The 22,925-nt window shown below is 49.6% G+C and carries 29 protein-coding genes; 24 read left to right on the plus strand and 5 right to left on the minus strand.

The features are described 5' to 3' along the window. The first annotated feature begins 22 nt into the window (after window positions 1-22). From JFN88_RS05985 to JFN88_RS06040, 12 genes are all read left to right on the plus strand, one after another. On the plus strand, window positions 23-1,072 hold the full coding sequence (locus JFN88_RS05985; RefSeq protein ID WP_199018423.1) for a major capsid protein: 1,050 nt from the start codon (window positions 23-25) through the stop codon (window positions 1,070-1,072). Window positions 1,073-1,120: 48 nt separating this feature from the next. Continuing rightward, window positions 1,121-1,369 (plus strand): hypothetical protein, encoded by a 249-nt coding sequence (locus JFN88_RS05990; RefSeq protein WP_199018424.1) that lies wholly within the window; start codon window positions 1,121-1,123, stop codon window positions 1,367-1,369. Beyond that, on the plus strand, window positions 1,366-1,749 hold the full coding sequence (locus JFN88_RS05995; RefSeq protein WP_233167431.1) for a DNA-packaging protein: 384 nt from the start codon (window positions 1,366-1,368) through the stop codon (window positions 1,747-1,749). Before JFN88_RS05990 ends, JFN88_RS05995 begins: the two co-directional genes overlap by 4 nt. After that, window positions 1,746-2,120 (plus strand): DUF6093 family protein, encoded by a 375-nt coding sequence (locus JFN88_RS06000; protein ID WP_199018425.1) that lies wholly within the window; start codon window positions 1,746-1,748, stop codon window positions 2,118-2,120. Before JFN88_RS05995 ends, JFN88_RS06000 begins: the two co-directional genes overlap by 4 nt. Beyond that, entirely contained in the window at window positions 2,120-2,521 is a 402-nt protein-coding gene (locus tag JFN88_RS06005) for an HK97 gp10 family phage protein (RefSeq protein WP_199018426.1), read from the plus strand. Before JFN88_RS06000 ends, JFN88_RS06005 begins: the two co-directional genes overlap by 1 nt. Beyond that, window positions 2,518-2,967 (plus strand): phage tail terminator family protein, encoded by a 450-nt coding sequence (locus tag JFN88_RS06010; protein WP_332908440.1) that lies wholly within the window; start codon window positions 2,518-2,520, stop codon window positions 2,965-2,967. The genes JFN88_RS06005 and JFN88_RS06010 overlap by 4 nt, the downstream gene beginning before the upstream one ends. Window positions 2,968-2,983: 16 nt before the next feature. Further along, entirely contained in the window at window positions 2,984-3,199 is a 216-nt protein-coding gene (locus JFN88_RS06015; RefSeq protein ID WP_199018428.1) for a hypothetical protein, read from the plus strand. Then, window positions 3,200-4,516 (plus strand): phage tail sheath family protein, encoded by a 1,317-nt coding sequence (locus JFN88_RS06020; protein WP_199018429.1) that lies wholly within the window; start codon window positions 3,200-3,202, stop codon window positions 4,514-4,516. Then, window positions 4,517-4,981 (plus strand): phage tail tube protein, encoded by a 465-nt coding sequence (locus JFN88_RS06025; protein WP_199018430.1) that lies wholly within the window; start codon window positions 4,517-4,519, stop codon window positions 4,979-4,981. It begins immediately after the preceding gene. 30 nt (window positions 4,982-5,011) lie between these two features. Next, complete coding sequence (locus JFN88_RS06030; protein WP_199018431.1) at window positions 5,012-5,434, plus strand: phage tail assembly chaperone; 423 nt, start codon at window positions 5,012-5,014, stop codon at window positions 5,432-5,434. 188 nt (window positions 5,435-5,622) lie between these two features. Next, complete coding sequence (locus JFN88_RS06035; RefSeq protein ID WP_199018432.1) at window positions 5,623-8,898, plus strand: phage tail family protein; 3,276 nt, start codon at window positions 5,623-5,625, stop codon at window positions 8,896-8,898. A gap of 12 nt (window positions 8,899-8,910) precedes the next feature. Further along, window positions 8,911-9,153 carry a PDDEXK family nuclease gene (locus tag JFN88_RS06040; protein WP_199018433.1) on the plus strand — a complete coding sequence of 81 codons (243 nt, stop codon included), beginning with the start codon at window positions 8,911-8,913 and terminating at the stop codon, window positions 9,151-9,153. Here JFN88_RS06040 and JFN88_RS06045 read toward each other — a convergent pair. Next, a complete protein-coding gene (locus JFN88_RS06045; RefSeq protein WP_199018434.1) occupies window positions 9,086-9,751 on the minus strand; it encodes a hypothetical protein in 666 nt (221 codons plus the stop codon). The genes JFN88_RS06040 and JFN88_RS06045 overlap by 68 nt on opposite strands. A gap of 172 nt (window positions 9,752-9,923) precedes the next feature. Between JFN88_RS06045 and JFN88_RS06050 the strand changes: the two genes are divergently transcribed. The 12 genes from JFN88_RS06050 (at window position 9,924) to JFN88_RS06105 (ending at window position 19,591) form a co-directional block, all read left to right on the plus strand. Continuing rightward, window positions 9,924-10,628, plus strand: coding sequence for a hypothetical protein (locus JFN88_RS06050; RefSeq protein ID WP_199018435.1), 705 nt, complete (start codon window positions 9,924-9,926; stop codon window positions 10,626-10,628). Window positions 10,629-10,991: 363 nt separating this feature from the next. Beyond that, window positions 10,992-11,708, plus strand: coding sequence for a LysM peptidoglycan-binding domain-containing protein (locus JFN88_RS06055; protein WP_199018436.1), 717 nt, complete (start codon window positions 10,992-10,994; stop codon window positions 11,706-11,708). Window positions 11,709-11,712: 4 nt separating this feature from the next. Then, window positions 11,713-12,687 carry an XkdQ/YqbQ family protein gene (locus JFN88_RS06060; protein WP_199018437.1) on the plus strand — a complete coding sequence of 325 codons (975 nt, stop codon included), beginning with the start codon at window positions 11,713-11,715 and terminating at the stop codon, window positions 12,685-12,687. After that, the gene (locus JFN88_RS06065; RefSeq protein WP_199018438.1) at window positions 12,684-12,983 is read left to right on the plus strand and encodes a DUF2577 domain-containing protein; all 300 of its coding nucleotides are present in this window, start codon (window positions 12,684-12,686) and stop codon (window positions 12,981-12,983) included. The genes JFN88_RS06060 and JFN88_RS06065 overlap by 4 nt, the downstream gene beginning before the upstream one ends. Then, the gene (locus JFN88_RS06070) at window positions 12,980-13,363 is read left to right on the plus strand and encodes a DUF2634 domain-containing protein (RefSeq protein WP_199018439.1); all 384 of its coding nucleotides are present in this window, start codon (window positions 12,980-12,982) and stop codon (window positions 13,361-13,363) included. The genes JFN88_RS06065 and JFN88_RS06070 overlap by 4 nt, the downstream gene beginning before the upstream one ends. Further along, window positions 13,363-14,442, plus strand: coding sequence for a baseplate J/gp47 family protein (locus JFN88_RS06075; RefSeq protein ID WP_199018440.1), 1,080 nt, complete (start codon window positions 13,363-13,365; stop codon window positions 14,440-14,442). The genes JFN88_RS06070 and JFN88_RS06075 overlap by 1 nt, the downstream gene beginning before the upstream one ends. Beyond that, entirely contained in the window at window positions 14,435-15,022 is a 588-nt protein-coding gene (locus JFN88_RS06080) for a putative phage tail protein (protein ID WP_199018441.1), read from the plus strand. The genes JFN88_RS06075 and JFN88_RS06080 overlap by 8 nt, the downstream gene beginning before the upstream one ends. Beyond that, window positions 15,019-15,303 carry a ketopantoate hydroxymethyltransferase gene (locus JFN88_RS06085; protein WP_199018442.1) on the plus strand — a complete coding sequence of 95 codons (285 nt, stop codon included), beginning with the start codon at window positions 15,019-15,021 and terminating at the stop codon, window positions 15,301-15,303. Before JFN88_RS06080 ends, JFN88_RS06085 begins: the two co-directional genes overlap by 4 nt. Beyond that, a complete protein-coding gene (locus JFN88_RS06090) occupies window positions 15,303-18,152 on the plus strand; it encodes a right-handed parallel beta-helix repeat-containing protein (RefSeq protein WP_199018487.1) in 2,850 nt (949 codons plus the stop codon). Before JFN88_RS06085 ends, JFN88_RS06090 begins: the two co-directional genes overlap by 1 nt. Before the next feature lie 18 nt (window positions 18,153-18,170). Further along, on the plus strand, window positions 18,171-18,377 hold the full coding sequence (locus JFN88_RS06095; protein ID WP_199018443.1) for a hypothetical protein: 207 nt from the start codon (window positions 18,171-18,173) through the stop codon (window positions 18,375-18,377). Between the two features lie 34 nt (window positions 18,378-18,411). Beyond that, on the plus strand, window positions 18,412-18,876 hold the full coding sequence (locus JFN88_RS06100) for a phage holin family protein (protein WP_199018444.1): 465 nt from the start codon (window positions 18,412-18,414) through the stop codon (window positions 18,874-18,876). Continuing rightward, window positions 18,863-19,591 (plus strand): M15 family metallopeptidase, encoded by a 729-nt coding sequence (locus JFN88_RS06105; RefSeq protein ID WP_199018445.1) that lies wholly within the window; start codon window positions 18,863-18,865, stop codon window positions 19,589-19,591. Before JFN88_RS06100 ends, JFN88_RS06105 begins: the two co-directional genes overlap by 14 nt. 172 nt (window positions 19,592-19,763) lie before the next feature. Here the strand turns inward: JFN88_RS06105 and JFN88_RS06110 are convergent, their stop codons facing one another. From JFN88_RS06110 to JFN88_RS06125, 4 genes are all read right to left on the minus strand, one after another. Next, on the minus strand, window positions 19,764-21,083 hold the full coding sequence (locus JFN88_RS06110; RefSeq protein WP_199018446.1) for a hypothetical protein: 1,320 nt from the start codon (window positions 21,081-21,083) through the stop codon (window positions 19,764-19,766). A 49-nt stretch (window positions 21,084-21,132) separates the two neighbouring features. Next, window positions 21,133-22,074 carry a tyrosine-type recombinase/integrase gene (locus JFN88_RS06115; protein WP_199018447.1) on the minus strand — a complete coding sequence of 314 codons (942 nt, stop codon included), beginning with the start codon at window positions 22,072-22,074 and terminating at the stop codon, window positions 21,133-21,135. Then, complete coding sequence (locus JFN88_RS06120; protein WP_199018448.1) at window positions 22,071-22,406, minus strand: hypothetical protein; 336 nt, start codon at window positions 22,404-22,406, stop codon at window positions 22,071-22,073. Before JFN88_RS06120 ends, JFN88_RS06115 begins: the two co-directional genes overlap by 4 nt. 101 nt (window positions 22,407-22,507) lie before the next feature. Next, window positions 22,508-22,885, minus strand: a complete 378-nt coding sequence (locus JFN88_RS06125) for a hypothetical protein (RefSeq protein ID WP_199018449.1) — start codon at window positions 22,883-22,885, stop codon at window positions 22,508-22,510. Window positions 22,886-22,925 lie beyond the last annotated feature (40 nt).

A 22,925-nucleotide genomic window follows, 5' to 3' on the forward strand; every position in this document is an offset into this window, starting at 1 on the left:
GCGGGAAGGAGAACTGAAACATATGCCTACAATTTTTGATTATGTGACAGCGGGGGCGATTGCTTCCTATGTCACCAACAACCCAAGTAATAATATCCCGTATCTGGGGGCTACGTTGTTCCCGTCACGCAAGAAGTTGGGACTGGACCTGAGCTGGATCAAGGGGGCGCGAGGCGTGCCTGTCTCGCTGCAGCCGTCCGCATTCGACGCTAAAGCAACGCTGCGGGACCGTATCGGTTTTAGTAAAGTAGAGACCGAGATGCCATTTTTCCGCGAGGCAATGAGGCTGGGAGAAAAGGACCGTCAGGAGCTTCTACGTTTGCAAGATAACAGTAACGACCAGTACATCATGCCGATGATTACGCAAATTTTTGATGATCGTGCACAACTTGTTGCTGGTGCCCAAGTCATTCCCGAACGCATGATTATGCAGCTGCTGTCCAGTGGTCATATCCGCATCACGTCCAACCAGACACGACAGGATTATGACTACAACTACGGATTTGCTGGCAGCCATAAAGAAACGCTCACTGGCTCAGCAAAGTGGAGTGACCCAACCAGCACACCAGTCCAAGACATTCAGCGCTGGAAGAGAGTCATTAACGGAGACACAGGGGCCACTTTGACCCGTGCGATCTGCACGGAGAAGACATGGGGCTACTTGATGCAGCATCCGTCCATCAGGCTTGATATGAATCCGATCGGTGGGCAGAACGTCATTATGACTGACGCGCTCCTGCGGACATATCTTCAGAACAAACTGGGTATCACGGTTGCCGTATACAACAAAATTTACGCCTTGCAGGATGGCAGCACGCATCAATTCTACCCGGATGATTTCTTCACGTTGATTCCGGACGGCAACCTCGGTAACACTTGGTACGGCACAACCCCAGAGGAAGCCGATTTACTGGCTGGTGCAAAGGCTGCTGAGGTAGCTATTGTCAATACTGGCGTAGCGATCACCACTATTAAAGAGCCGCATCCGGTCAACGTGGAAACGATCGTGTCTGAGATCGTACTTCCATCTTTTGAAACGATGGATACAGTGTTTATTGCCAAGGTGGCATAAGGAGAGGCTAATGTCTCTCCTATTTTAATTCTGGAAGGAGAATGAACAATGTCGAAAACGAAACCAGAGACAGAAACAGAACAACAAGAGCAGCACAAGGAGCAACAGTCAGGTGCGCCTGAAGGAACTGCGAACAGCGAGATACCGGAGGTTCAAGTGCCGACCGTGAGAGTCGAGTTCCTCACGAATGTTAAGCACGATAATGAATTCTATCGGGCAGGGCAGCGGGAAGACCTTCAGGAAGACGTTTTTCTGACGCTCAATGCGGCCAAAGCGGTTCGGAGATTAGGAGAATGATTTCGGCAGCAGATGTATGGCCGATCGTCAAAGCGCGCCTTGAACTGCTGGACGACGCTCGGAAACCGCTGATTGAAACATACATCGCAGAAATTGAACACCGCATGAAGCATTATTGTAATATCCGCGCGCTGCCCGACAACCTGCTGTATGTGTGGGCCAGCATGACCGTTGACGCTGTGCGCGTGGATCTGCCAAACGCGGATGAAATCGCAGACACGGTGGGCGGCGGGGCAAATATCAAGGTGGGAGACACCTCTGTTTCGGGCGGCAGCTCTGGCAGCGGCGTCACCAACACGTCCAAAGCGGTCATTGATCAGGTTGTTCTGGATTACCGGGTCGACCTTAATCGTTACCGCCAGATGAGGTGGGGCGGATGATCAATTATAGACGGCACCGCCGGGCCATCGAGAAGATGTATGAGGACAAGGCAACGATCAGTCGGTATATGTCGTCCGTCAAAAACCCGGATACCCGTGTGACGGAGCAAAAGTTGCAGCCTGTTTATGAGGATCAACCTTGTAAGCTGTCTCAGACCGGCTTGGCCCGCAATGGTCAGACCGAAGCCCAGAACAATCTGCAGTATGACGCTAAGTTGTTCATTGCTCCGGAGTTGGAGGTTCAGCAGGGCGATGTTGTGGCGGTCACTCGGGCAGCTACGGGCCGTGTCGAGATGTACACCGCTGGCCAGCCATTCCCGGCGTACAGCAGCCATCAAGAGATCATGTTGACCTGCAAAGGGTCGGCGTGATGGGAGGCAAAGGCTTTGACGTATCCGGGCTGCGGAAACTGCTCGGTAATATTCGAGGCGCGAAGCAAGACACCCGGCGTTTTATTGAGAATTGTGTCAAAGAGTTGGCCAACCGGTTGCTGGCCAAGGTCATTCCCCGTACCCCATCGGATAGCGGGGTACTGCGGGCAGGCTGGCAGCTTGGGCCTGTGGTATGGGAGGCAAATGGGAGTTGCTCCGTCGAGCTACTTAACGCTGTCGATTACGCGCCTTACGTCGAGTATGGACACCGAACAGTCAATCATATGGGATGGGTCGAGGGACGCTTTATGCTGACGTTCAGCGTGGAGGAGCTCGAGAGGGAACTTCCACCACTTTTGGAACGTCGATTGAAGCAATACCTCGACCGTATTTGGAGGTGAACCAACTGATTACCGTTAACGATGTGCGACACGCTGTTTCCCGTGCGCTCGATGCCGCGTTTCCGGATGTGCCGATTTACGGGGAGGAGATTAAGCAAGGGCTTGACCCTCCCTGTTTTTTTGTCAAGTTGTTTCCTGTCGTTCAGGAGCGGCAGCAGGGGCGCCGGTACATCCGGCAGCATACCTTTGACATTCATTTTTTCCCTCGCGGGTTTGAGACCGGCAGAACCGAGACAGCGAATGAGGATATTCATCAGTTGTCCGACATGCTATATGACGTGATGGAGTACATCGACTGCAATGGTATGATTCGCGGCAGCGGTCTCCGGCATGAGGTTGTGGATGGGGTACTCCATTTTTTTGTGTCGTATGACCTTCATGTGCTCCGTCAGCGTCCGGCATCCAGCCCGATGCAGGCCATGGACATGGAGCAAGAATTGAAATGAGAAAGGGGCATCTGAGATGGCCAAGCAGAAAGAGCAAGAAGATAAGCAGCCGACAGCAGATCAGTCGGTTGCCATGCCAGCACCGCAGTATGCTGTCCGGCAATATTTGCAATCAGAGACGTATAAGGCTGACCGGGATATCCTGGTCGCGCTGCTGGATGAGCAACAACTATATACGCCTGCCGAGGTGCAGGACGTGATTGATAGATTCAAAACACAGGAGGCGATTTAAGTGGCCGGAGGTACTTGGACGAGTCAAAACAAGGTAAGACCAGGCGTTTACATCAATATGAATAGTGCTCCGCAGTCTCTCGGTGCCGCTGGCGATCGGGGCGTGACCAGTATTGCCCTTACGCTGCCGTGGGGGCCGTCCCAGCAGATCATCAGCATTGCTGCCGGACAAGACGTGCGGGATGTGCTTGGGTACGATATCACGGCGCCGCAACTGCTGCTTGTACGAGAAGCGCTCAAGCGCGCACAGACGCTGCTGCTGTATCGTTTGAATGTGGGAGTAAAGGCTGCGGCTACCCATAGCGGGCTCACAATCACAGCACAGCACGGCGGAACACGCGGCAATAGCTTGAGTATCGTGGTTCAAGCCAACATTGATCAGCCGGGTAAGTTTGATGTAATCACTCTGCTCGCTGGCATCGATGTGCATCGACAACTTGTAGCTGATGCTGCTGGATTAAAAGCTAATTCGTGGGTCACCTTTGCGGGGGGAAGCACCTTAACCACTACTGCAGGCGTGCCCCTGCAAGGCGGAACGGATGGTACGGTGACAAATGCCGACCATACCGCATACTTAGGAGCCTTGGAGCTTTACTCATTCAACACGGTCGCTTTGGCCAGCACGGATAATGCACTTAAGGCGGTCTATGCTGCTTTTGTCCGGAGATTGCGGGAACAAGAAGGTGCCAAAGTACAGGCGGTCCTTGAGAATTACCCCGTTGCCGATAATGAGGGCGTCATCAGTGTGAAGAACGGCGTTATTCTGTCTGATGGTCAGACATTGACTCCCGCGCAGACAACAGCCTGGGTAGCGGGTGCAACCGCTGGGGCCGCGAACAATGTCTCTCTGACCTATAGTGCGTATGACGATGCTGTGGACGTAGCCACGCGCTACACCAATAGCCAAATCGAGGCAGCGCTGCTGGCTGGTGAATTTTTGTTCACACCGAGTAACGGGCGTGCGGTAATCGAACAGGATATTAATACATTGACCAGTTTCACGCCGAACAAAGGACGGGCATTCAGCAAAAACCGTGTCATTCGTGTATTGGACGGCATCGCCAATGATATCAAGCGAATTTTTGAAACCTTTTATTTGGGCAAGGTCGACAATAATCCGGACGGCCGAATGCTGCTGGCACAGGAAATCGTCACTTATCTTGGTAGCCTGCAAGACAACGCAGCGATTCAAAACTTTGATCCACAGGCAGATGTATCCGTCATTCCGGGCAACGCTGTTGACAGCGTATATGTTGAGGTCAGCATTCAGCCGGTGGATGCAGTAGAGAAAATTTATATGAAAGTGACGGTGGTATAGATGCCGTTTTTGAATGCAAGAGACAGCATTTCCGGTCAAGAGGGCCGGGCCTATGCCAAGGTGGACGGCGTGGTGGAGGAACTGTTTTATATTAAAACCCTGGAAGCGACAGTTGAGAAGGAAAAAGCCGAGATTAAGACACTCGGCCGCCGAGGTACCCAGCATAAAGCAGTCGGGTGGAGCGGTAGCGGTAGCATGACGATTTACTACGTCACATCCTATTTTCGGAAGATGATGTACACCTACATCAAAACAGGGAAGGACGTTTACTTTGAAATCTCGGTTACGAATGAGGACCCGACCTCCACGATCGGAGCACAGACAGTTGTGTTGAAAGGCTGCAACCTTGATTCCGTCATCGTGGCTAAGCTCGATACGGAGAGTGACGCCCTAGATGAGGAAGTCAGCTTTACGTTTGATGATCTGGAAATTCCGGAGCAGTTCAAGGCTCCGTCAGCTAATTAAATCCCATAACAATTAACGGAGGTAAATAAAATGAGTGATTTGCAAGGCTTTTTCGCACAAAATGCAGTAATCGATACTACGGAGGAATTCGTTGTATCCCCTCGTTTTAAGGATAAGGACGGCAGGCCGATCCCTTGGAAAATCCGCAGTATGAAGCAAAGGGAAAATGAAGAAATTCGAAAATCAGCAACCAGGAAGATTAGGGATAAACGTGGCGGCTATCAAGTTGAGACCAATTCCGATGAGTATATCGCGAAGCTGACTGTCGCTAGCGTTGTTTTCCCGCCACTGAAGGATGAGGCCTTGCAAAAATCCTATGGTGTACTGGGAGCCGATAAGCTGCTTAGCGAGATGCTGCTGCCAGGCGAGTATGCGGACCTTATTAACAAGGTCCAAGAGCTGAACGGATTTGAAAAGGACATCAATGAACTGGTGCATGAGGTAAAAAACTAATCCAGGAGGGCGACGGTGAGGCCAACTACGCTTACTATGCCCTCCACGAGCTTCACATTTTGCCGCACCAGCTCATTGCCATGAGCAAGCATGAAAAGGCCGCCATTTACGCCATGATTGATGTAAGAGTGGATCAAGAGCGACGGGCGGCTGCTCGGGCCAAGAAGAAGACGTAAGGAGGCGTACTGATGGCAACGATAGGGGCAAGCCTGCGACTGTACGACCAAATTACAGATACGCTTGCCAAATCCGAACGAGGGATTGAGTCTGTGATCGCTGCCGCGGAGCGCCTTAATACGGCAGCTCAGCGGCATATTGAAATTATGGTTGACACCGCGCAGGCTATATCTCAGGTGGATGCACTGACAAACCGCATTCAAAATATGGTAGGGACGTCTACTATCAAGGTAACAGTGGGTGCAGCAGACATTTCTCAGCAGATTGGCCAGCTCCAACAGCAATTAAGGTCATCGCTGGCTGAGACGGCAGTCCGTGTCACCGTAGACGCGGGAACAGTCATCCAGGATGCCGCACAGCTTAAGAGCCGGCTTGACGGCGTATTCGCCAATAGCTCTCTGCTTTTGCAACTGGATCAATCTCGCATTATGGATGGGTTGGCCGGCTTGCGGGCGCAAATTAATAATTCGGCTTCTGCCTTAACGGTGCAGCTCACCATTGATTCGGGGCATGCCCTTACACAATTGGGAGTGATCAAGCAGCAGCTCGCTGCCCAGGCTGGGACAATTACGGTTCCGGTATTGGCCGAATTAGACCAGGCGAGCTTGCAAGCCGTCATCGCGGCGATAGAAAGGCAGCGTGAATCTGCCGGAAGGCCGATCCAGCTCCATATTGATACTGCAGGAGCTCTGGCGCAAGTTGATGCCCTGAGCGCGCGGATCGCATCGATGATGAACAATTCGGATATTCGGGTAACCGTGGATGCAGCGGATTTATCTCAGGAGATAGCCCGTATGCAGCAGCAGCTTCGTGGTGCATTGGCGGCAACGGCCATTCAGGTTACATTGGATAGCGGAGCGGCGCTCCAAGAAGCTGCCCAGCTTAAAAGCCGTCTTGAGGCTCTGACCAGTCCCCTGCTTGTACAAGCAGGGTTAGATGGTTCAAAGATTCAAAGCGATTTGGCCGCCCTTCGTGGCCAACTGGCGGGGACGGCAATGGCTGTATCCATCCCAATGCATATCGACACGGCTCAGGCTGTCGCTCAACTGGGTCCATTGCGTCAGCAATTGACGAGCATGATCGGTACGGTCCAGATTGAAGTTATGGCACGTTTGGACCGTTCCCGCATCATGGACGATTTGGCGGCACTACGAGCGCAGGCGAGCCATTCCGCAGCGGCCGTTGCTTTGACGGTAACCATCGACATTGCAAAAGCTCTCGCTCAGGTTGAGCCATTCAAGCAACAGCTTGCTGCCCAGCTTGGTACGATTTCAGCCGAGTTACAAATCACTTTGCCGAATACTTTGGAAAAAATGTTGGTGGATTTACGCCGGCTTGTGCTGCAATTGTTGCTGGCTGTCCGGCGAATTAGGCAGACGCTGCCAACGGGAGCTGCGCAACAGTTACAGGGATCATTGCAGCAGATCGCTCAGTTGCAGCAGCGGGTCGTACAGTTGCAACAACAGATCGCTCGATTACAAAGCCAGATCAACAGCGGCATCAACAAAACGCATTCAGGGAATCAAAATTGGCTCAGTGGGCTTAAAGGTATCCTGGCAACTTATCTCTCCATTGCTGGAGCAGCCAAACTGCTGTCAGCTACCGTGGGCGCATCGATGGAGCAACTTAAAATGGAGGACATGTTCAAGGCCCGGACAGGTGATGTTCAAGTGGGCTCGGCCATGTTCGATAAATTTAAGGCCGAGGCTCTGGCAGCGGGACAGGATGTAAACAAGTCGTTGCAGAGCACACTGTCCTTTTTTTCTACCACGCAAAATACGGATCAGTTGAGCAAACTCAATAACTTGGCCCAGCGACTGAATGCCTTTGATAGTGCCGGGAACGGAATTGAGGGTGCAGCCTTTGCTTTGAAGGAAGCTATGTCCGGCGACATCGTTTCTCTTGCCGAACGTTTCAATATGTCCAAAACAGATATCCGAGCATTTAATATTGACGAGTTGGGCAAGGCCGGTGACATGGAAGGTTTTATCAAGGCGTTTGACCAGCTTCTTGAGAAGCAGAAAATGGGCCAAGCAGCATTTGAGACAATGTTGGCCAGCCCAGCCAAGCAGGTTGAGATTCTGAACAATAACATTAAATCCATGTTTGCTAATGCCGGTGGGGATGCGGTTCAGGCATTGCTGCCGCTCATTAACATGCTGAACACTGCCTTCCAGGCAGGTAAATTCCAGCCGTTTTTCGATGGGTTACGTGCTGGTCTTGAAGCTGCGACCAATGTCGCGACGGAAGTTTTCGGAGTATTGATGCAGGTCTATGATTTTTTCGTAGCGAATTGGTCATCCGTGGAGCCTGTCATTTGGGGCGTCGTGGGAGCATTCACTGCGTGGAAGGTAGCGACGCTTGCCCAGGCGGCAGTGCAAGCTATTGCCACACTAGCTTCAGGGGCAAGCACGATTGCTATATTCGCGCAAACTTTGGCAACGCAGGGGCTTGCGGCGGCTTGGGGAACACTTAACGCTGTCATGCAAGTCAACGTTTTTATACTCATTATTACGATAATTGTTGGTCTGATCGTCTGGCTGGTTAAACTGTGGCAGACCAATGATAAATTTGCCGCTGCGCTCATGCGGGCGTGGAATAGTATTTTAAATTATTTTGACCAAATTCCGGCTTACTTTTGGCAAATGGTCGAATCGATGATGACACCCTTTGGCTGGTGGGCGAAAAGCGTAGGTAAAATCTTTGATGCTGTGATCAACGGCATTATCGCCGGCATCAATGAAGTGCTTAAAATAGTTAACAAAGTTACGGGGTCTTCGTACGAGTTGTCGGCGAAATTCTCCTTCGAGAATATCGGTAAGGAACTAGAAGGATTCGCAAAAGCCAAGAAAGAGGACGCCTTTAAGAAAGCGGAAGAGAAAGCAAAAAAACGTGAGCAGGGTGTCAAAGACATGCTCAACGATCGCGCGAGGAAGCGCGACGAAGAGAACCAGAAAAAGGCCAAAGAGAATGCCGGTAATAATTTCAACTTCGAAGAATGGAACAAAAAGGCTGCTGCATCCGGTACTCCGAAGGAAATCGACAAAGTGAAGAAGCTTGGGAAGATTGAGGACAAGGTTGATATTTCAAGCGAGGACCTGAAGATTATGCGGGACTTGGCGGAGATGAAGACGATTCAGAATTTTGTCACCTTGACGCCGACGGTTCAGATCACAACTGGAGATATTCGGAACGGGGAAGACCTCGACTCCATGATTGACAAGATCGAGACCGAGATCACAAAGCAGATTCAGGCCAGCGCACAAGGTACTTATGGGAATGGTTAGGAGGGGGAAGTATTGAGTAATAAGTTTATGAGAATTATTACACTTGCTCTGACAATATTCACGTTCGTTATTATAGCAACCGGATTTATGGCAGATTTGGAGAAAAGAAAGCTCAACCAGTTGTATAAACAACAGATTGAGCAGCAGGCCACACAGTGGCAGGAGTTAATTGCGGAATATAGTCACTCTATTCACCGTCAGCAGGAGTTGACTGATTTGCTTCGGGAGCGTCTAACTGCTCCGGTGCAAAACTAGCAATCGCATTAAGCATTTCTTGTATTGCTGCTTCTAACCGAAGTGCATTTTCACTGTTTTGTTGCAAGGCTTCTTTATGATGACGCTCGTTTTGTTCCATCTGCTCAATATGATGGCGTTCGAGTTGTTCGGTACTCTGGTTACCTGTATAAATTGTTAAGGCCAATGGAATTAATACGTTAATTACGAAATTAAGAATTTGCTGAATATTGAGTCTCTGAGCACCTATCCCCGTCCCATCAGGCGTAGTTTTTTGGGATTCCTCATCCTGGATATCAAGGGGGAGAGTATCAAGTATAGCCTCTTGCAAATTTCTTATTTTGGTGTAAAACTTGTCATAAGAATGGGAGAACGGATCGTTGATCACACTGACTTGTTCGACTATACTTTTTATTTGATTAGCTGCTGAACTTTCCATGTATCGTGTTGCATCTTGCGCGGCTCTTAAAGCTGAATCCGAAGGGAGCAGAATATCTCGAACTCTGTCACTGAGAGTTAGACGAGATTCAATCATTTTCATTTTTTCAATCATTTGTTGAGCGGGTGAATCAACTATTCGGTTAATAGTTTGGAGCCAATTATAAGCATCATTTTTCAAAATACGATCACCTCTTATGTCTAATATTTGGAACTGAATTATATCCAATATTCGACAGTATAGGAGTGAAGACCTGCTAGTTGAAATCGAAACTCTATCAAAACGTATTTCCTCCCGTGGTAATGTTTGGTACTATAATGTTAACCACATGATTAATAGGAGGGGATACGTTTTGAAAAAGAGCATCATTACACTTGCAGCGGGCGTTCTGATCGGGGTTTCAATCTCTTATGCCGGGCCAGCGTGGGCCGCGGCGAAGCAGTATATTTTGAATGAGGTTAACTATCCGGTTGTGGTGGACGGCAAAATCTATAAAGATGCAACGTCGCCGATCCTGAATTACAACGGGTCCACATACATTCCGTTGGCCAAGATCGGAGACCTAACGGGAGTTGCTTACAAATGGAATGCTGATAAGAAGCGTGTGGAGATCAGCACAGGGAAGTCTTCCAGCAGCAGCGATGGTCCTGCCGGCCGCAAGAACGACAACCTGAAGCCGGATACGGAGGTTGAAATCGATGAGCCGCAAGTCAAGGGCTACAAAGGCATCTCCGACGAAGCCGACGTGAACATTGAAATAGCTAAGGTTTACAAGGTTTCCCCGCCTCCGTTACTAAGTCAGGGGTGGGTTTCGGAAGATTTGTTTTATGACGTCTTTAAATACAACAGATTGTATAGTGAAGATAAACCGGGCGTCGAGGTAGTAAATATCGGCAAGAATTATGACGTGTTAATTACTTTTGAATTCCCGGATGGCTGGTCGGATACTGACGAGCAAAAAGAAATTAATGTAAACGGCGTTAGAGTTAAACGATACCTTGATACGAACTACTATAATATTGCCGATTTTGAAAAGAAGCTTAGCATTAAAAAGTAATATTGCGGGACTAAATCCGCTATGATATGCTTAAAATAGTAATAGGAGCCGGATGGCCGTCCGACTCCCGCACAACATTTTTCGGTGGGAAACCTCCGAGCATAACTCAGAAGAAAATAACCCGTTCCCTTGGCGCTAACCTGGGCGGGTTATTTTCGTTTGTTCAGATAAGTAAGAAAAGCAAGGAAGAACATTCCAAGCATAATTACCTCTGTCAACGAAAACTGCATGAGTACCACCCCCGCTCTGGAGGCGATACTTTCCCACTCAAGTCATGTTGTACTGGATTAGTATACCATCAATAAATAATATTTTCTATTAAAGTCATTCTCTCTGAGTGGCTTTTTTTGGGGAGTGAACCACATGGCAGAGGAAAAAACAAACAATAAGAAAGTAAAACATTCATTCCTTCAACTTAGTTTCAACAATGGTGCTGAAGTTCTTATTTTCCCAGTTCTTCCTGAGGAGATTCTAGTAAAAAAGAAGGGTAAGGGGCAAACATACGATATTGTGGGCCTGGGGGAAGTAAACGTCATAAAGTCACGTGAACTAGCAGAGGTTAGTTTCGAGAGTTTTTTCCCTGCGGATAAGAATGCACCATATTTATCAGTTCCAATAACGCAATTTAATGATCCTGAAACTTGCGTAAAAAAAATAAATGGCTGGCAAGAATCTATTTATCCTTGTCGGTTACTCGTTCAAACGGAGAACCTGAAATTTACGATCGCAGTCAGTATTGAATCATTCGAACGTTGGGAAGCGGCCGGGCACGGCGGGGATATTTACTTTTCGCTTACGCTCAAAGAGTACAAATTCTACTCGGTGCGGCGGCTAGTCACCGAGGAGGATGAAAAGACTGGTAAGACTAAGGTGAAACAAGAGCCAGCCAAGCGCCCGGACGAGCGGGTACCGCCAGATACTTACGTGCTGAAACAGAATGATAACCTGTGGAAAGTGGCGCAGCTGCAGCTTGGGGATGGTTCCCGGTGGAAAGAACTCATGAAGCTAAACAATCTGACGGAAGCGCAGGTTAAAAAACTCCAGGTTGGAATGGTGCTGAAGCTCCCGAAAAGGAAGTGATTCCATGTTCGAAGTGTTTGTCGATAATAGAGACGGGATCGTCTGGAACATCTCCAGAATTATATCTCAGTTGAAGATAAAAACCGCCCGGATCGGTAAGGCCGCGATAGTAGACATCACCTTCGTCAAGAACTCCCCGTTCTCCGATGACGAATTCAAATATGCTTGCGGGGATATAATTCGTATCCGTAAAGATGATCTGAACATCTTCTATGGCTATATATTCACGGTGGATGAAGATGAAAATGACGAGGTTAAAATTACGGCTTACGATCAAGTGCGGTACCTGATGTTTAGTGATACCGTCGTAATGGTCAATACGACAGCAACGCAGCTCGTCAAAAGGATAATCAAGGAGACGGGGCTTGCAGCAGGTGATCTGGCTGACACGAGGTATGCGATCCCTAAAATTATGGAAGATGCTCAACCATTCTTGGATATGATCTGCAGGGCGCTGGATAGTACCCTGATAGCCGATAAAGAATTGTTTGTTTTCTATGATGATTTCGGAAGGTTGACCCTACGTAATATCAAAGACTTGGCCCTGGACATCGTGATTGGGGAAAAGAGCCTGATGTTCAGCTATAAGGATAAGAGGTCCATTGATACGGATACTTACAACAGGGTGAAGCTTTACAAAGATAATAAGAAAACAGGGAAGCGTGAAGCATATGTCGCCGAGAACAGCGCCACAATGGCCAAGTGGGGGCGGCTCCAGTATTACCAAAACGTTGATGAGAAAATGAACCCGGCACAAATCAATAAAATGCTGGAGAACATCATGGCATTAAAAAACAGGGAGCAGCGTTCCCTCAAGGTCGAAGCTTTGGGCGATATTCGGATTAGAGCCGGAAATGTCATTTGGCTGGCCATAGAATCTAAGGGAATCAAACAGCAATTCGTCGTCGACGGATGCACACAAAATTATGATGGCGACGAGCATACAATGTCACTTGATTTGGTGGTGTATGGTTCATGAGCTTAGTTGATCTAATCAAACAAATTGGTACGGCAGCGGTGGATTCACAGCATCCCGTTGCTATGATGTTCGGGGCTGTCACACAAGAGTTTCCCCTAGAGGTAAGCGTTAATCAACGCATTACACTCACAAGGGATTTTTTAATTGTTCCGGAGACGCTTCGCGAACAGAGAATTACAATCGGCGGGACGGAGTATCTTATCCGAAAGCCACTCCAGCAAGGGGAGAAGGTGGCGCTGCTGCGTGTGCAGGGCGGACTAAGCTACTACGTCCTGGACAGGGTGGTGGACGAATGATACCGACAGGAGGCGTGCTGGCAGATGCGGAGTTTGATGAGAGTGAACAGCCCAGCCGGACCTATAAGCTGGACTTCGCCCGCGGCCGAGTTTCTGGAATGGTGGATGAATTGGATGCCGTCAAACAGGCCGTATACAAAACTCTGAGTATTGACCGGTTTTTTTATTTCATTTACTCGAGTAACTATGGTTCCGAAGTGCAGATCAATTCAGCGGAGACAGAGCTGGAGCGCTGGGTCAATGAAGCCCTGCTCCAGGATGATCGAATCACGGCCATTGAGAATTATCAGGTGACAGTTAATGAGGACAGCGCACTAATGGAATTTACCGTCGTTTCCACGATGGGGCGATTTTCTGTTTCTCAGGAGGTGACAGAGTAGTGTACGAAACATATACCTTTTCTTTTTTACTAAATCGGATGCTCGGCCGGGTGCCGGACACGGTGGACAAGCGGGAGGGCTCTATTATTTATGACGCTTGCGCCCCGGCTGCCGCCGAACTGGCGCAGCTGTATATGGAGCTGGAAATGAACGCCGCGTTATCGTTTGCGGATACAGCAACCGGGGAATTTTTGACCCGGCGTGCCGGTGAGTTTGGTGTACGCCGATCCCCTGCAACCAAGGCGAAGCGGCGTGGGCTTTTTGTGGATGATAGCGGCAGACCGATGATTGTTCCGCTCGGAAGCCGCTACAGCATTGAGGACACTGTTTATGTCGTTGTCGCAGCTAATTCAGTGGGATCTGTTGAGCTTGAATGCGAGACTCCAGGTGTTGTCGGCAATCAATTTTTCGGACAACTGCTGCCGATCGACTATGTGGCCGGGCTGGCCACAGCAGAACTGGCGGGCATCCTTATTCCTGGGGCCGATGAGGAAAGCGACGATGCCTTGCGTGAGAGGTACTATTCCGCTGTGAATGAGCCAGCGTTTGGTGGTAATGTGGCCGACTACAAACAGGAAATCAATGCAATCAGCGGAGTGGGAGCCTGCAAGGTCTATCCAGCCTGGAACGGTGGAGGGACTGTGAAGGTGACAATTATCGCAGCCGACTGGTCTGCTCCGACAACGGCGCTCGTCAATCAGGTACAGACAATTATGGACCCAACGGTCAACAGCGGGCAGGGACTTGGCTTGGCTCCGATCGGTCATCAGGTGACGATTCAGGGTGTGCAATCCTTAACGGTTAATGTAGAGACGACTCTGACGCTTGCTGCCGGCATGACGCCTGGTCAGGTTCAAGCAGATGTGGAGGCTGTGCTTGCTGCTTACTTGCGAGATTTGCGGAAGGACTGGTCCAATCAGGCGCAGCTTGTCGTCCGGACAGCACAACTCGACGCTCGTATCCTGACCATTGCAGGTATCGAGGATGTGGCTGATACAAGGCTTAATGGCTCGCCCGCTAACCTGACGTTAGGAGCGGACGAGATCCCAACAGTGGGGACGGTGACCATTAATGTCTAATCCCGTTCTGGATTATTGGCCAGACATTTACCGGGACATCAAGGATTTTATAGAGCTGGCTAAAACAGAGGACGCCGAGTTGCAAGCATTAGGTGAAGCAGTCTCCCAACAGCTTGACGATCAGTTTGTAATATCATCCACTGTCCAAGCCGTCCGGCGCCGCGAACAAATGCTGGGAATCAAAGCGGACCCAACAAATGAAACGTTGGAATTCCGCCGCCGCCGAATTCTCAACCGCTATCAGACCAAGCCGCCGTTTACCATTCGATTCTTGCAGCAACAGCTTGATGCACTTGCTGGTCAAGGGATGACTCTTGCATCCGTTGATGTGGAGAAACTTGTGTTGACAATCACCACGAACGTCAGCAATGCCAGCGTATTCGGGGAAATCGCTCATACCGTTGAGACGATTAAGCCTGCCAATCTGGTTTATCAGCAGGCAGCCGCTCTGGATGTGGAGATTGAGCTGGATGAAAAAATAACAATGAAGTCGGTAAACTGGCGGTACAAATTGGATGGATCGTGGCAACTGGGAGCAATACCATTTGCCACGTACGGGACGGAGGTGCCGATTAAATGATCAATCCAAGTCTGCTGCATGATATGGCCGTTATTCTTAATGCGCGCATTGCTAAAGTGGTCCTGAATGGGAGCTATGAAATCACAGACTTTCGAGTCAAACAGGTCACGGATAGCACCGTGGCCTTAAATTATTTTGTACCGGTATCGGACGTATCGCTTATTACACGGATCGAGCTACAGGACGCCGCGGGGATTGTACTGACTTCCAACGATGTGCATGTTCCGCTGGCAGCCGATCAAATCATGATGCAAACAGTGGCAGTCAAGGAGGCGATTTAATGGCGAAGACAAATTGGGATATGAACGATACGGTCAAGCCCGCCGACCTCAACCAGATCGGGCAAGAGATTAATGACAATGTAGCACAGGCCAACATACTGAAAGGAAGGAAAATTAATACCAGTGGTGGCCTGAGCGGTGGCGGCGATCTATCCGGTGACCGCACCTTATCTATCACAGACGGTGGCGTCACCGATGCCAAAATTGGTAATCGGACGATTAGCGACGCAACGGCTCCGACATCGGATACGGGGACGATTACTGGGCTGATGTCCGGACTGGCCAATATGGTCAAAGGGATAACTGGCGGTGCGACATGGAGAACCGCACCGGGTATGACGATTGCAGCGATCAAGACTATTCTGGACGCTGCAACAAATCTTGCGACTGCCAGCGCCATAATCAAGCGGGATAGCAGCGGAAGGGCAAAAGTGGCAGCTCCATCCGCAACGGATGACATTGCTCGGAAGCAGGAGGTTGACGCAGCGATAGTCACAGCAGCAACGGACGCTGCCAGCAAATTTATCGCCAAGACCGCGATGGGATCAGGCGGAGGCATCGATGCTGATACCGTTGACGGGTATCACCTTGACCAAGACCTCAGAAAAGCGGCAAATGCCACTTTCGCCACTCTGGACTTATACGGTACAAACTCATTTAAGATGTACTCAGGTGGCAGTGACCACACCTATCTGGCGATGTTCCCGCGGCTTGCCGATAAGTCAAAAAGAGGCATGTACTTAGGTTTCGGAGTCAGCGGAGGGAATAACCTTGTGCTGTCTAACGAGATCGATGAAGGGGATTTGTTGTTACAGGTTAAGTCAGGAAAAACTGTAATAGCAAACTCGTTCTTTCAAGCCGTGCAATACATTTCCACTACTACAAGCGTGGCGCCGTTGCAAGTCGCATCTACGCTCAAGGTCGACAAATTACATGCTGACATGCTCGACGGAGCCCATGCAGACACAGGAGCCACGGCAAGCACGATTGCTATGAGGGGCACGGATTCGAGTTTGCGGGCAAGTATTTTTAATTCTACGGTGGCTTCTGGTACGTCTCCGATTACGGTCGTGTCCAGTACGGTAGTTACTAATCTTAATGCCGATATGGTGGACGGATTCCATGCCGCGCAAGGGGTATCTACACCTAATACCTTGGCGACTCGGAACGCTTCCGGGGATTTGCACGCTAACTCGTTTGCCTCCAGTGCGAACACAGGTGTGCAACCCATTTACGTAAACTCGACAACGTTGGTAACAAATCTTAATGCTGATATGGTGGATGGATATCATGCAAACGGCGGCGCTATTGGTTCGACACTGGCAGTACGGGACAGTTACGGAGACTTGACATCTAAAAGGTTCTTCTCAACTCAAACGACTGGAATTTCGCCGTTTATGGTCGTGTCCACGACCATGGTCGAGAATCTGAATGCGGATATGGTTGACGGGTTCCACGTGCAGGAACCAGGTACGCCGTCAACTATTCCAGTCCGAGATGGTAACGGCACGCTAAATTCGTCGAGTTTTTGGGCGAACACAAGCGGACAGCCATATAAGACATCGTCCGCCGTTAAAAACGACAACCTTAATGCGGACATGGTGGATGGCTTCCATTTGGACCAAGACGTAAGGACAACGGCCAGCCCTACGCATTCGCGGCTAACGTTATCGGGTGCCAACGGCACAGCGCCTTTGCAAGTGACGTCCAGTACGGTAGTCACTAATCTTAATGCCGATATGGTGGACGGCAAGCACACAAGCGACTTGATACAACGGGCGGGGGTCGACAACCAAACTATTTACGGCAACCAAAATTCTGACTTGACGCTGCAATTACTTTCCACGGACGGTAAGTTGGCTACGATTTATGCAATAGGATCGATGGGGACATCTACTAAAGGCGCGGGGCGCGTATACGTAGGTGTAAATACGTCACAAGGTGGAGGCATGGAATTTACGACGGAAAGTGCGGATCGCCCGCTATCAGGCGGCGGAGATTTTCACTTGACTCTGTTCCGGAGCCGGAATTCAAATCAAATTTGGACGGCCCGTAACAATACAGGGACAAACGATTGGGAATTTGCTGGTAAAGTCACGGCTGCGTCACTGGCTGTCACCAGCACGACGGTAGTGACAAACCTTAATGCGGATATGGTGGACGGCTTGCACAGTTCGGATTTAATGACAATAACGGGGGTAGCAAGCACATCCATCAACTATTACGTAAGCCCGTCCGGCTCAGATTCTAACACCGGAACTTCGTCTGGTTCGCCCTTTTTGACAATCAATAAAGCCCTTCTTGAAGCCCGAAGGGGCTATGGCGTAAGGTACGCACAAGTAAGAATAAACCTTGCAGACGGGACGTATAACGAAACGATAAACATTCAAGGTGGCTATTACAGCGGGTATAACTATGGGTTGTGGATACAGTCATCCACCGGCGTTATAGGCAACTGCATCATATCTGGAACCGTCACAGTTGATGGACTTTCTGGCTTCCTTATCGGCAGCGTTACACTTAGTACGGCAAGTGCAGCGTTGACGATTAATAATACTCAATACGCATTGATTCAAAATCTAAACATTACCGCTTCCGGGTCTACCGGCATCGATGTGAATCGCGGGTCGTCAGCTTATATTTCTAACTGCACAATCTCCAACAGAGGTCAGGCCATACGAGCCGACGGAGTATCTACCGTGTTTTCAATTAATAATACCGGTTCGGGTAATACGCAATATGGCCTTTATGCACAATACGGCGGGAAAATTATCAAGAACGGGACGCAGCCAAGTGGAGCGACCAACGAAGGAGCCTTGGTTGGCGGAACGATTGCAACAACAGCATAATTCGAAAGGGGAAACACGATGAAAAGTAAGACTAGACAACAAGCAGCCGAAAGGCTCACGCAAATTCAAGCGCGCCTTTATCAGATCGGGCAGGAGGAAAAGGCACTGACGGATGAGGCTCGCACGATTGCCGGATTCCTGAATCTTGCACAGCAAGAGGACAAGGAGTTGGCTGACGCCGCTGCCAAGGCTGACGCGTCATCTGAGAATCCAGGCTCCGCATAAGCGGGGCTTTTCTATTTTGGAGAGGAGCGTACTTATGATTAGTAAAATAGGGCAAACAGTCTTAACGGCTGCCGTGGGATCGTCAGGCAAAGAAACGGCCATTGGGGGAGCAGTTGCAGCCATTGGGACATTCTTGGCTGTATCGCTTGGGGGATGGGATACAGCTTTAAAGATTTTGGCGTATTGCATGGCATTTGACTATTTAACGGGTGTTTTAGGGGCTATTAAAACCAAAAAGTTGAATAGCGATGTCATGTTTTGGGGCGGGATTCGCAAGGGGGTTGTACTTGCTGTTGTGGGGCTAGCAGTGCTGTTAGATCAACTTATCGGTAATGATAGTCCCGTTTTTCGGACAATCGCGCTTTATTTTTACATCGGCCGTGAAGGTCTTTCAATAATTGAAAACTTGGGTGTTCTGAATGTCCTGGTTCCCCAGGTAATGAAGGATCGGCTCCATCAGCTTAACGGGAAGGGAGGCGGCAAGGGTGCTGACGTTTGATTTTGTACGGAACAAGTCGGCAGCGCGGCTGACCGGCCTCCTGCCGGTTGTGCGAGCTGCGACAGAGCGGCTTATTGACCGATCGTATGCGGCTGGTGTACCGATCCTGATTACGCAGGGGCTGAGGACCATAGCGGAGCAGGATGCCTTGTATGCGCAGGGCCGCACTGCTCCCGGCAAGATTGTCACCAACGCCCGGGGCGGCTACAGCAATCATAATTTCGGCGTGGCGATTGACTTTGCGATTTGGCAGCCCGATGGCAGGGATGTATCCTGGGAGGTTAACAAGGACTGGCTGACGGTGGTGGGGATCGCCAAGCAGCTCGGCTTTAGCTGGGGCGGCGACTGGACGAGCTTTAAAGATTTCCCGCATTTTGAGATGACGTTTGGATTGAGCACCGCGCAGTATCGAGCCGGGCAACGGCCCACGCAGGCGCAGGTCGATCAGGCAATGAAGAAAATAACCGAAGGGGACGAGGAAGCTATGACAGCGGAGGAAAAGAAAGTTTTTGAAGCGTTGCAGAAAAAAGTGGAGGCATTGGAGAAGCAACTGCAGCAGCAGGAGGCGCCGGCATGGGCAAAGCCTACAGTCGATAAACTGACCAAGTTAGCCAGCGTGCGCGGGAACGGCGTGGTGCTGTCTGATCCTACAGGGGATCACAGCTTTTTCCGCACGCTTGTTGTGCTGGATCGTACGGGCGCTTTCGATAGATAATAAAAAAATCCCGCCTGGCCGGAGCTGGGCGGGATTTACAAATTGACAGTTATATGCTAATATCAATTCATAGCCTTTTGGCTTGGTCGCACTATGTGAGTGCGTGGATTGAAACATACCTTTTATGACTACTCAAGAACCCCCGTGAGGAAGCACCTCCGGGGGTCTTATTTTATTTCCTCCCCATGTGCATAATGACACGCATGATATGGGGACGAACATCTTTAGCGATCCTGCTATCGAGGAAATCCACCAGCTCGCCTATTGTTACCGATTCTTGGTGTCGGAAGTATTTACGTTGAAAAGCTCTCGTCCCTACATCGCAGTTTCCTGCTGCGATAGAATCAGCAGGGGTTACAATCAAAGAGCGATCCACACTATGCAAGAAATTATCGTTAACATATGACTTTCTGACCGACTCTGCAACGTAACTCATTGCTAGTCGGGCGAGGTATATATGATGATCTTGGTAACCACTACTATCTAGATAGACGGTATCTGGGTCTACAAAAGACTCATACTCGCACACGGGAGGGATAATAAACTTTTTTACCCCGTAATAAAACTCCTCTTTTGTAAGGTCCATCGCCTCCCTGCTGGGTTTTACGAAGGCTACCCCTAACAGATAATCGAAATCTGTATTCTCTGCGTAGAGGTGATCAGCCCCCATTGTTGGCAGTAGTATAAATCCGCTGTCCTCGTCAAGGTGTTTTACATATCCACCTTGGGACGTGACTAAGGCACGCAGTCCCTCATTATCAATAATCGGATCAGCATCAAATACTGCTGTAACGTTACCTAGTCGATTGATTTTAACGAAACTATCAGATATCTCGTGATACTGCACCATTAAAGTCGAATGAGTTCGAGATACCTCCTTAGTTTCAATTTTTTCAGCGCCTGAAGTAATCAGGGACTCGTAATCAATCCCTCGTCCAAGGTTATGATTTATTATAGTCCAGGACTCTTCCCAACTCTCCCATTTTGTATACGCGTACCCGTATCGCGTTAGCTGCAACGTAAATGTGGACAGGTCCCAACCCTCTGCCTCTCTCGCCATGTATTCGTAGCAAGATACTGTGTTGTCTGCATGGCTAACTAAGCTATACAGATATTTCGAAAATTTTGTAAACTCTTCGAATTCTTCGAAGAAGATTAACAGATTTTTTTCTCCCATCATGCGAACGACGATCTTTGTTGGGTGATCCCAACGACTGGAGGCGGCGAATAATTGAATATTTGAGGACATGAAATCATGCGCCTTATATGTAGAATTTGCGGTATTGATCATGCGCAATCCCGCGAGGTTTTTGTCTATGAAACCACTACCTGTGGCTCCGGACCTCGAGCAATAGTATTGAGCTCCACCCATGTCATTATGAATTTCTCTTGAATTGTGAGGATACAGGTAGACCTTGCCTGTAATGTAGTTTATCAAACCCATTGATGTCTCTGGTGTGTAATGCAACTCTACTCTTTTCATTCTAATCATCCTTTCTTTCCTCATCCGGTATCTCCGGCTTATTGGGGCTGTCGCGCTATTAATCAAACTTTGGAACACTTATGTCGCCGCATGGATCACAGAGGTCATATGATGTATTGAGATCGACGCCCCATAGTCGCACGTACTCGGAGGTCATCTGCGTGGATGAATGCCCCATAATCCGGGACAGTGCGATTGTATTGCCGCCCTTGATCACCCACAGTCGGGCGAATGTATGCCTCAAGGTATGCGGACTTACTCGCATCTGATCGATATCGAGGTGAGTCCCCAGTGACTTACCGGCCTTGCGTAACGCGTCCCGAACGGAGGAGTGCTGCAGCGGGCGTCCGTACCGGGAAGCGAAAATAAACTCTTCTCGATCAATGTCGTACTTGCGCGTGTACTGAAGCACCAACATAGACAAATCTCGGGAGAGTGGGACTTCGCGCTCTTTGTTTCCTTTGCCGAGAACGATCATGATCCGTTTGTTGTGGTCCATGTCGTGTCCTCGCAGATTAAGAGCTTCAGAAATTCGTAACCCAGTGCTGGCCAGCGTATAGACCAGCAAGGACATGCGATCTTTATATTCTGGAGCCGACCGCACATTACGAATGGCGTCTATAATCGCCTGTAGTTGGGCCACGGAAAAACCTTGTATGACGGTTTTTTTACGGGATGGCCGTTTGATCCCTTCGAGCAGCGAAGCAGCTAGGAGCTTGCGCTCCATCAAAAAATTACTGAGTAGCCTGAGGGTGCCGTAATGCTTCAACCGGGTTGCCGATGATAAAGGCTTTCCGGTGTGCCGGTTAGGGCGATCCGTCAGCCAGACCAGATAGTCACGGGCAACGTCCACACGGAGATTCTGCGGGGCAACCCCGCAGGCCTCCGTGAAGGAGCAAAACTCTTTGAAATGAAACATATGGTTACGGATGCTCTCTGGCTTGTTATCCTCGCTGAGTAACCAGTGAGAGAAATCATCTGCAAGGCCAATCAGCCTCATACGGCCTCTGGGACCAGCGAGTCAGCTGCCAACTCCTTGAGTTTTGCAAATAGCGGCAGTTCAAGCACCTCGTCATTACCAGAACGCAAAATCGCTTGCAGCGCTTGCTTATCCGTAACTACCTCTGCCCAATCACGTTCCCCTTGCCATTGTGTACCATGGATAAGGACATAACGCCCGTCGCGCAACCGAGTAATACCTAAATGGCTCCCGACACCTCCGTTACCCCTATTGCGGACGTCCCAGTAATCGAGACGGTCGTTGTATGCAACTCTAGCGATGATAGGACCATCTCTGAACTCGTTCTCGTAGACATTCACTTTGCTACCCATTGTTCAGTCCTCCTGAATTGGTATAATGGAGGACAGGGAGGCCGTCGAAAGTTTCCCTGTCCGTTGCCGCCCAGGTATGCACTTACCCAGGCGGCTTTTTATTAGCCAGCGATTTCCCATTCTTCGATTTCTGCAATTACTCCGCCCGATACTTGAATGAAACTGCGTTGGCCGCCGTTGCAGACGTCGTAAATGCCATCTGTCAGCGTGTACTCAAGCGCATGGCCCAGATGCTTGAAATTGTTGATAAACGCGCGCTCATATTTGTACTGACCTCCGATAGCGGTAATGCGGGCAACCCATGTTTTGTGCTTACGGCTACCTGTCAGGGTTTCCAGCTTTGCAGGTTGCGGAAGGCGAGTAGCTTTCCACGCTTGACGGAGTGCTTCAGCAAAGTATTGCTTTACTTTTCCACCGAACTTCGCCGCTGCCGATCTTGCCACTTTCCAAGCCTTTACCATTACCGCTTTCTTAGTCATCTTAACCGCTCCCTTTTAATTAATTTCTCAACCTTATGAA

It is taken from the genome of Paenibacillus roseus (assembly GCF_016424485.1).
Lineage (GTDB): Bacteria > Bacillota > Bacilli > Paenibacillales > Paenibacillaceae > Paenibacillus_D > Paenibacillus_D roseus.

Bases quoted from the DNA above. Each gene is read 5' to 3' on its own strand.
- JFN88_RS05985 (WP_199018423.1), top strand. From the start codon at position 23: ATGCCTACAATTTTTGATTATGTGACAGCGGGGGCGATTGCTTCCTAT.
- JFN88_RS05990 (WP_199018424.1), top strand. From the start codon at position 1,121: ATGTCGAAAACGAAACCAGAGACAGAAACAGAACAACAAGAGCAGCAC.
- JFN88_RS05995 (WP_233167431.1), top strand. From the start codon at position 1,366: ATGATTTCGGCAGCAGATGTATGGCCGATCGTCAAAGCGCGCCTTGAA.
- JFN88_RS06000 (WP_199018425.1), top strand. From the start codon at position 1,746: ATGATCAATTATAGACGGCACCGCCGGGCCATCGAGAAGATGTATGAG.
- JFN88_RS06005 (WP_199018426.1), top strand. From the start codon at position 2,120: ATGGGAGGCAAAGGCTTTGACGTATCCGGGCTGCGGAAACTGCTCGGT.
- JFN88_RS06015 (WP_199018428.1), top strand. From the start codon at position 2,984: ATGGCCAAGCAGAAAGAGCAAGAAGATAAGCAGCCGACAGCAGATCAG.
- JFN88_RS06025 (WP_199018430.1), top strand. From the start codon at position 4,517: ATGCCGTTTTTGAATGCAAGAGACAGCATTTCCGGTCAAGAGGGCCGG.
- JFN88_RS06030 (WP_199018431.1), top strand. From the start codon at position 5,012: ATGAGTGATTTGCAAGGCTTTTTCGCACAAAATGCAGTAATCGATACT.
- JFN88_RS06035 (WP_199018432.1), top strand. From the start codon at position 5,623: ATGGCAACGATAGGGGCAAGCCTGCGACTGTACGACCAAATTACAGAT.
- JFN88_RS06055 (WP_199018436.1), top strand. From the start codon at position 10,992: ATGGCAGAGGAAAAAACAAACAATAAGAAAGTAAAACATTCATTCCTT.
- JFN88_RS06060 (WP_199018437.1), top strand. From the start codon at position 11,713: ATGTTCGAAGTGTTTGTCGATAATAGAGACGGGATCGTCTGGAACATC.
- JFN88_RS06065 (WP_199018438.1), top strand. From the start codon at position 12,684: ATGAGCTTAGTTGATCTAATCAAACAAATTGGTACGGCAGCGGTGGAT.
- JFN88_RS06070 (WP_199018439.1), top strand. From the start codon at position 12,980: ATGATACCGACAGGAGGCGTGCTGGCAGATGCGGAGTTTGATGAGAGT.
- JFN88_RS06080 (WP_199018441.1), top strand. From the start codon at position 14,435: ATGTCTAATCCCGTTCTGGATTATTGGCCAGACATTTACCGGGACATC.
- JFN88_RS06085 (WP_199018442.1), top strand. From the start codon at position 15,019: ATGATCAATCCAAGTCTGCTGCATGATATGGCCGTTATTCTTAATGCG.
- JFN88_RS06090 (WP_199018487.1), top strand. From the start codon at position 15,303: ATGGCGAAGACAAATTGGGATATGAACGATACGGTCAAGCCCGCCGAC.
- JFN88_RS06095 (WP_199018443.1), top strand. From the start codon at position 18,171: ATGAAAAGTAAGACTAGACAACAAGCAGCCGAAAGGCTCACGCAAATT.
- JFN88_RS06100 (WP_199018444.1), top strand. From the start codon at position 18,412: ATGATTAGTAAAATAGGGCAAACAGTCTTAACGGCTGCCGTGGGATCG.
- JFN88_RS06110 (WP_199018446.1), bottom strand. From the start codon at position 21,083: ATGATTAGAATGAAAAGAGTAGAGTTGCATTACACACCAGAGACATCA.
- JFN88_RS06115 (WP_199018447.1), bottom strand. From the start codon at position 22,074: ATGAGGCTGATTGGCCTTGCAGATGATTTCTCTCACTGGTTACTCAGC.
- JFN88_RS06120 (WP_199018448.1), bottom strand. From the start codon at position 22,406: ATGGGTAGCAAAGTGAATGTCTACGAGAACGAGTTCAGAGATGGTCCT.
- JFN88_RS06125 (WP_199018449.1), bottom strand. From the start codon at position 22,885: ATGACTAAGAAAGCGGTAATGGTAAAGGCTTGGAAAGTGGCAAGATCG.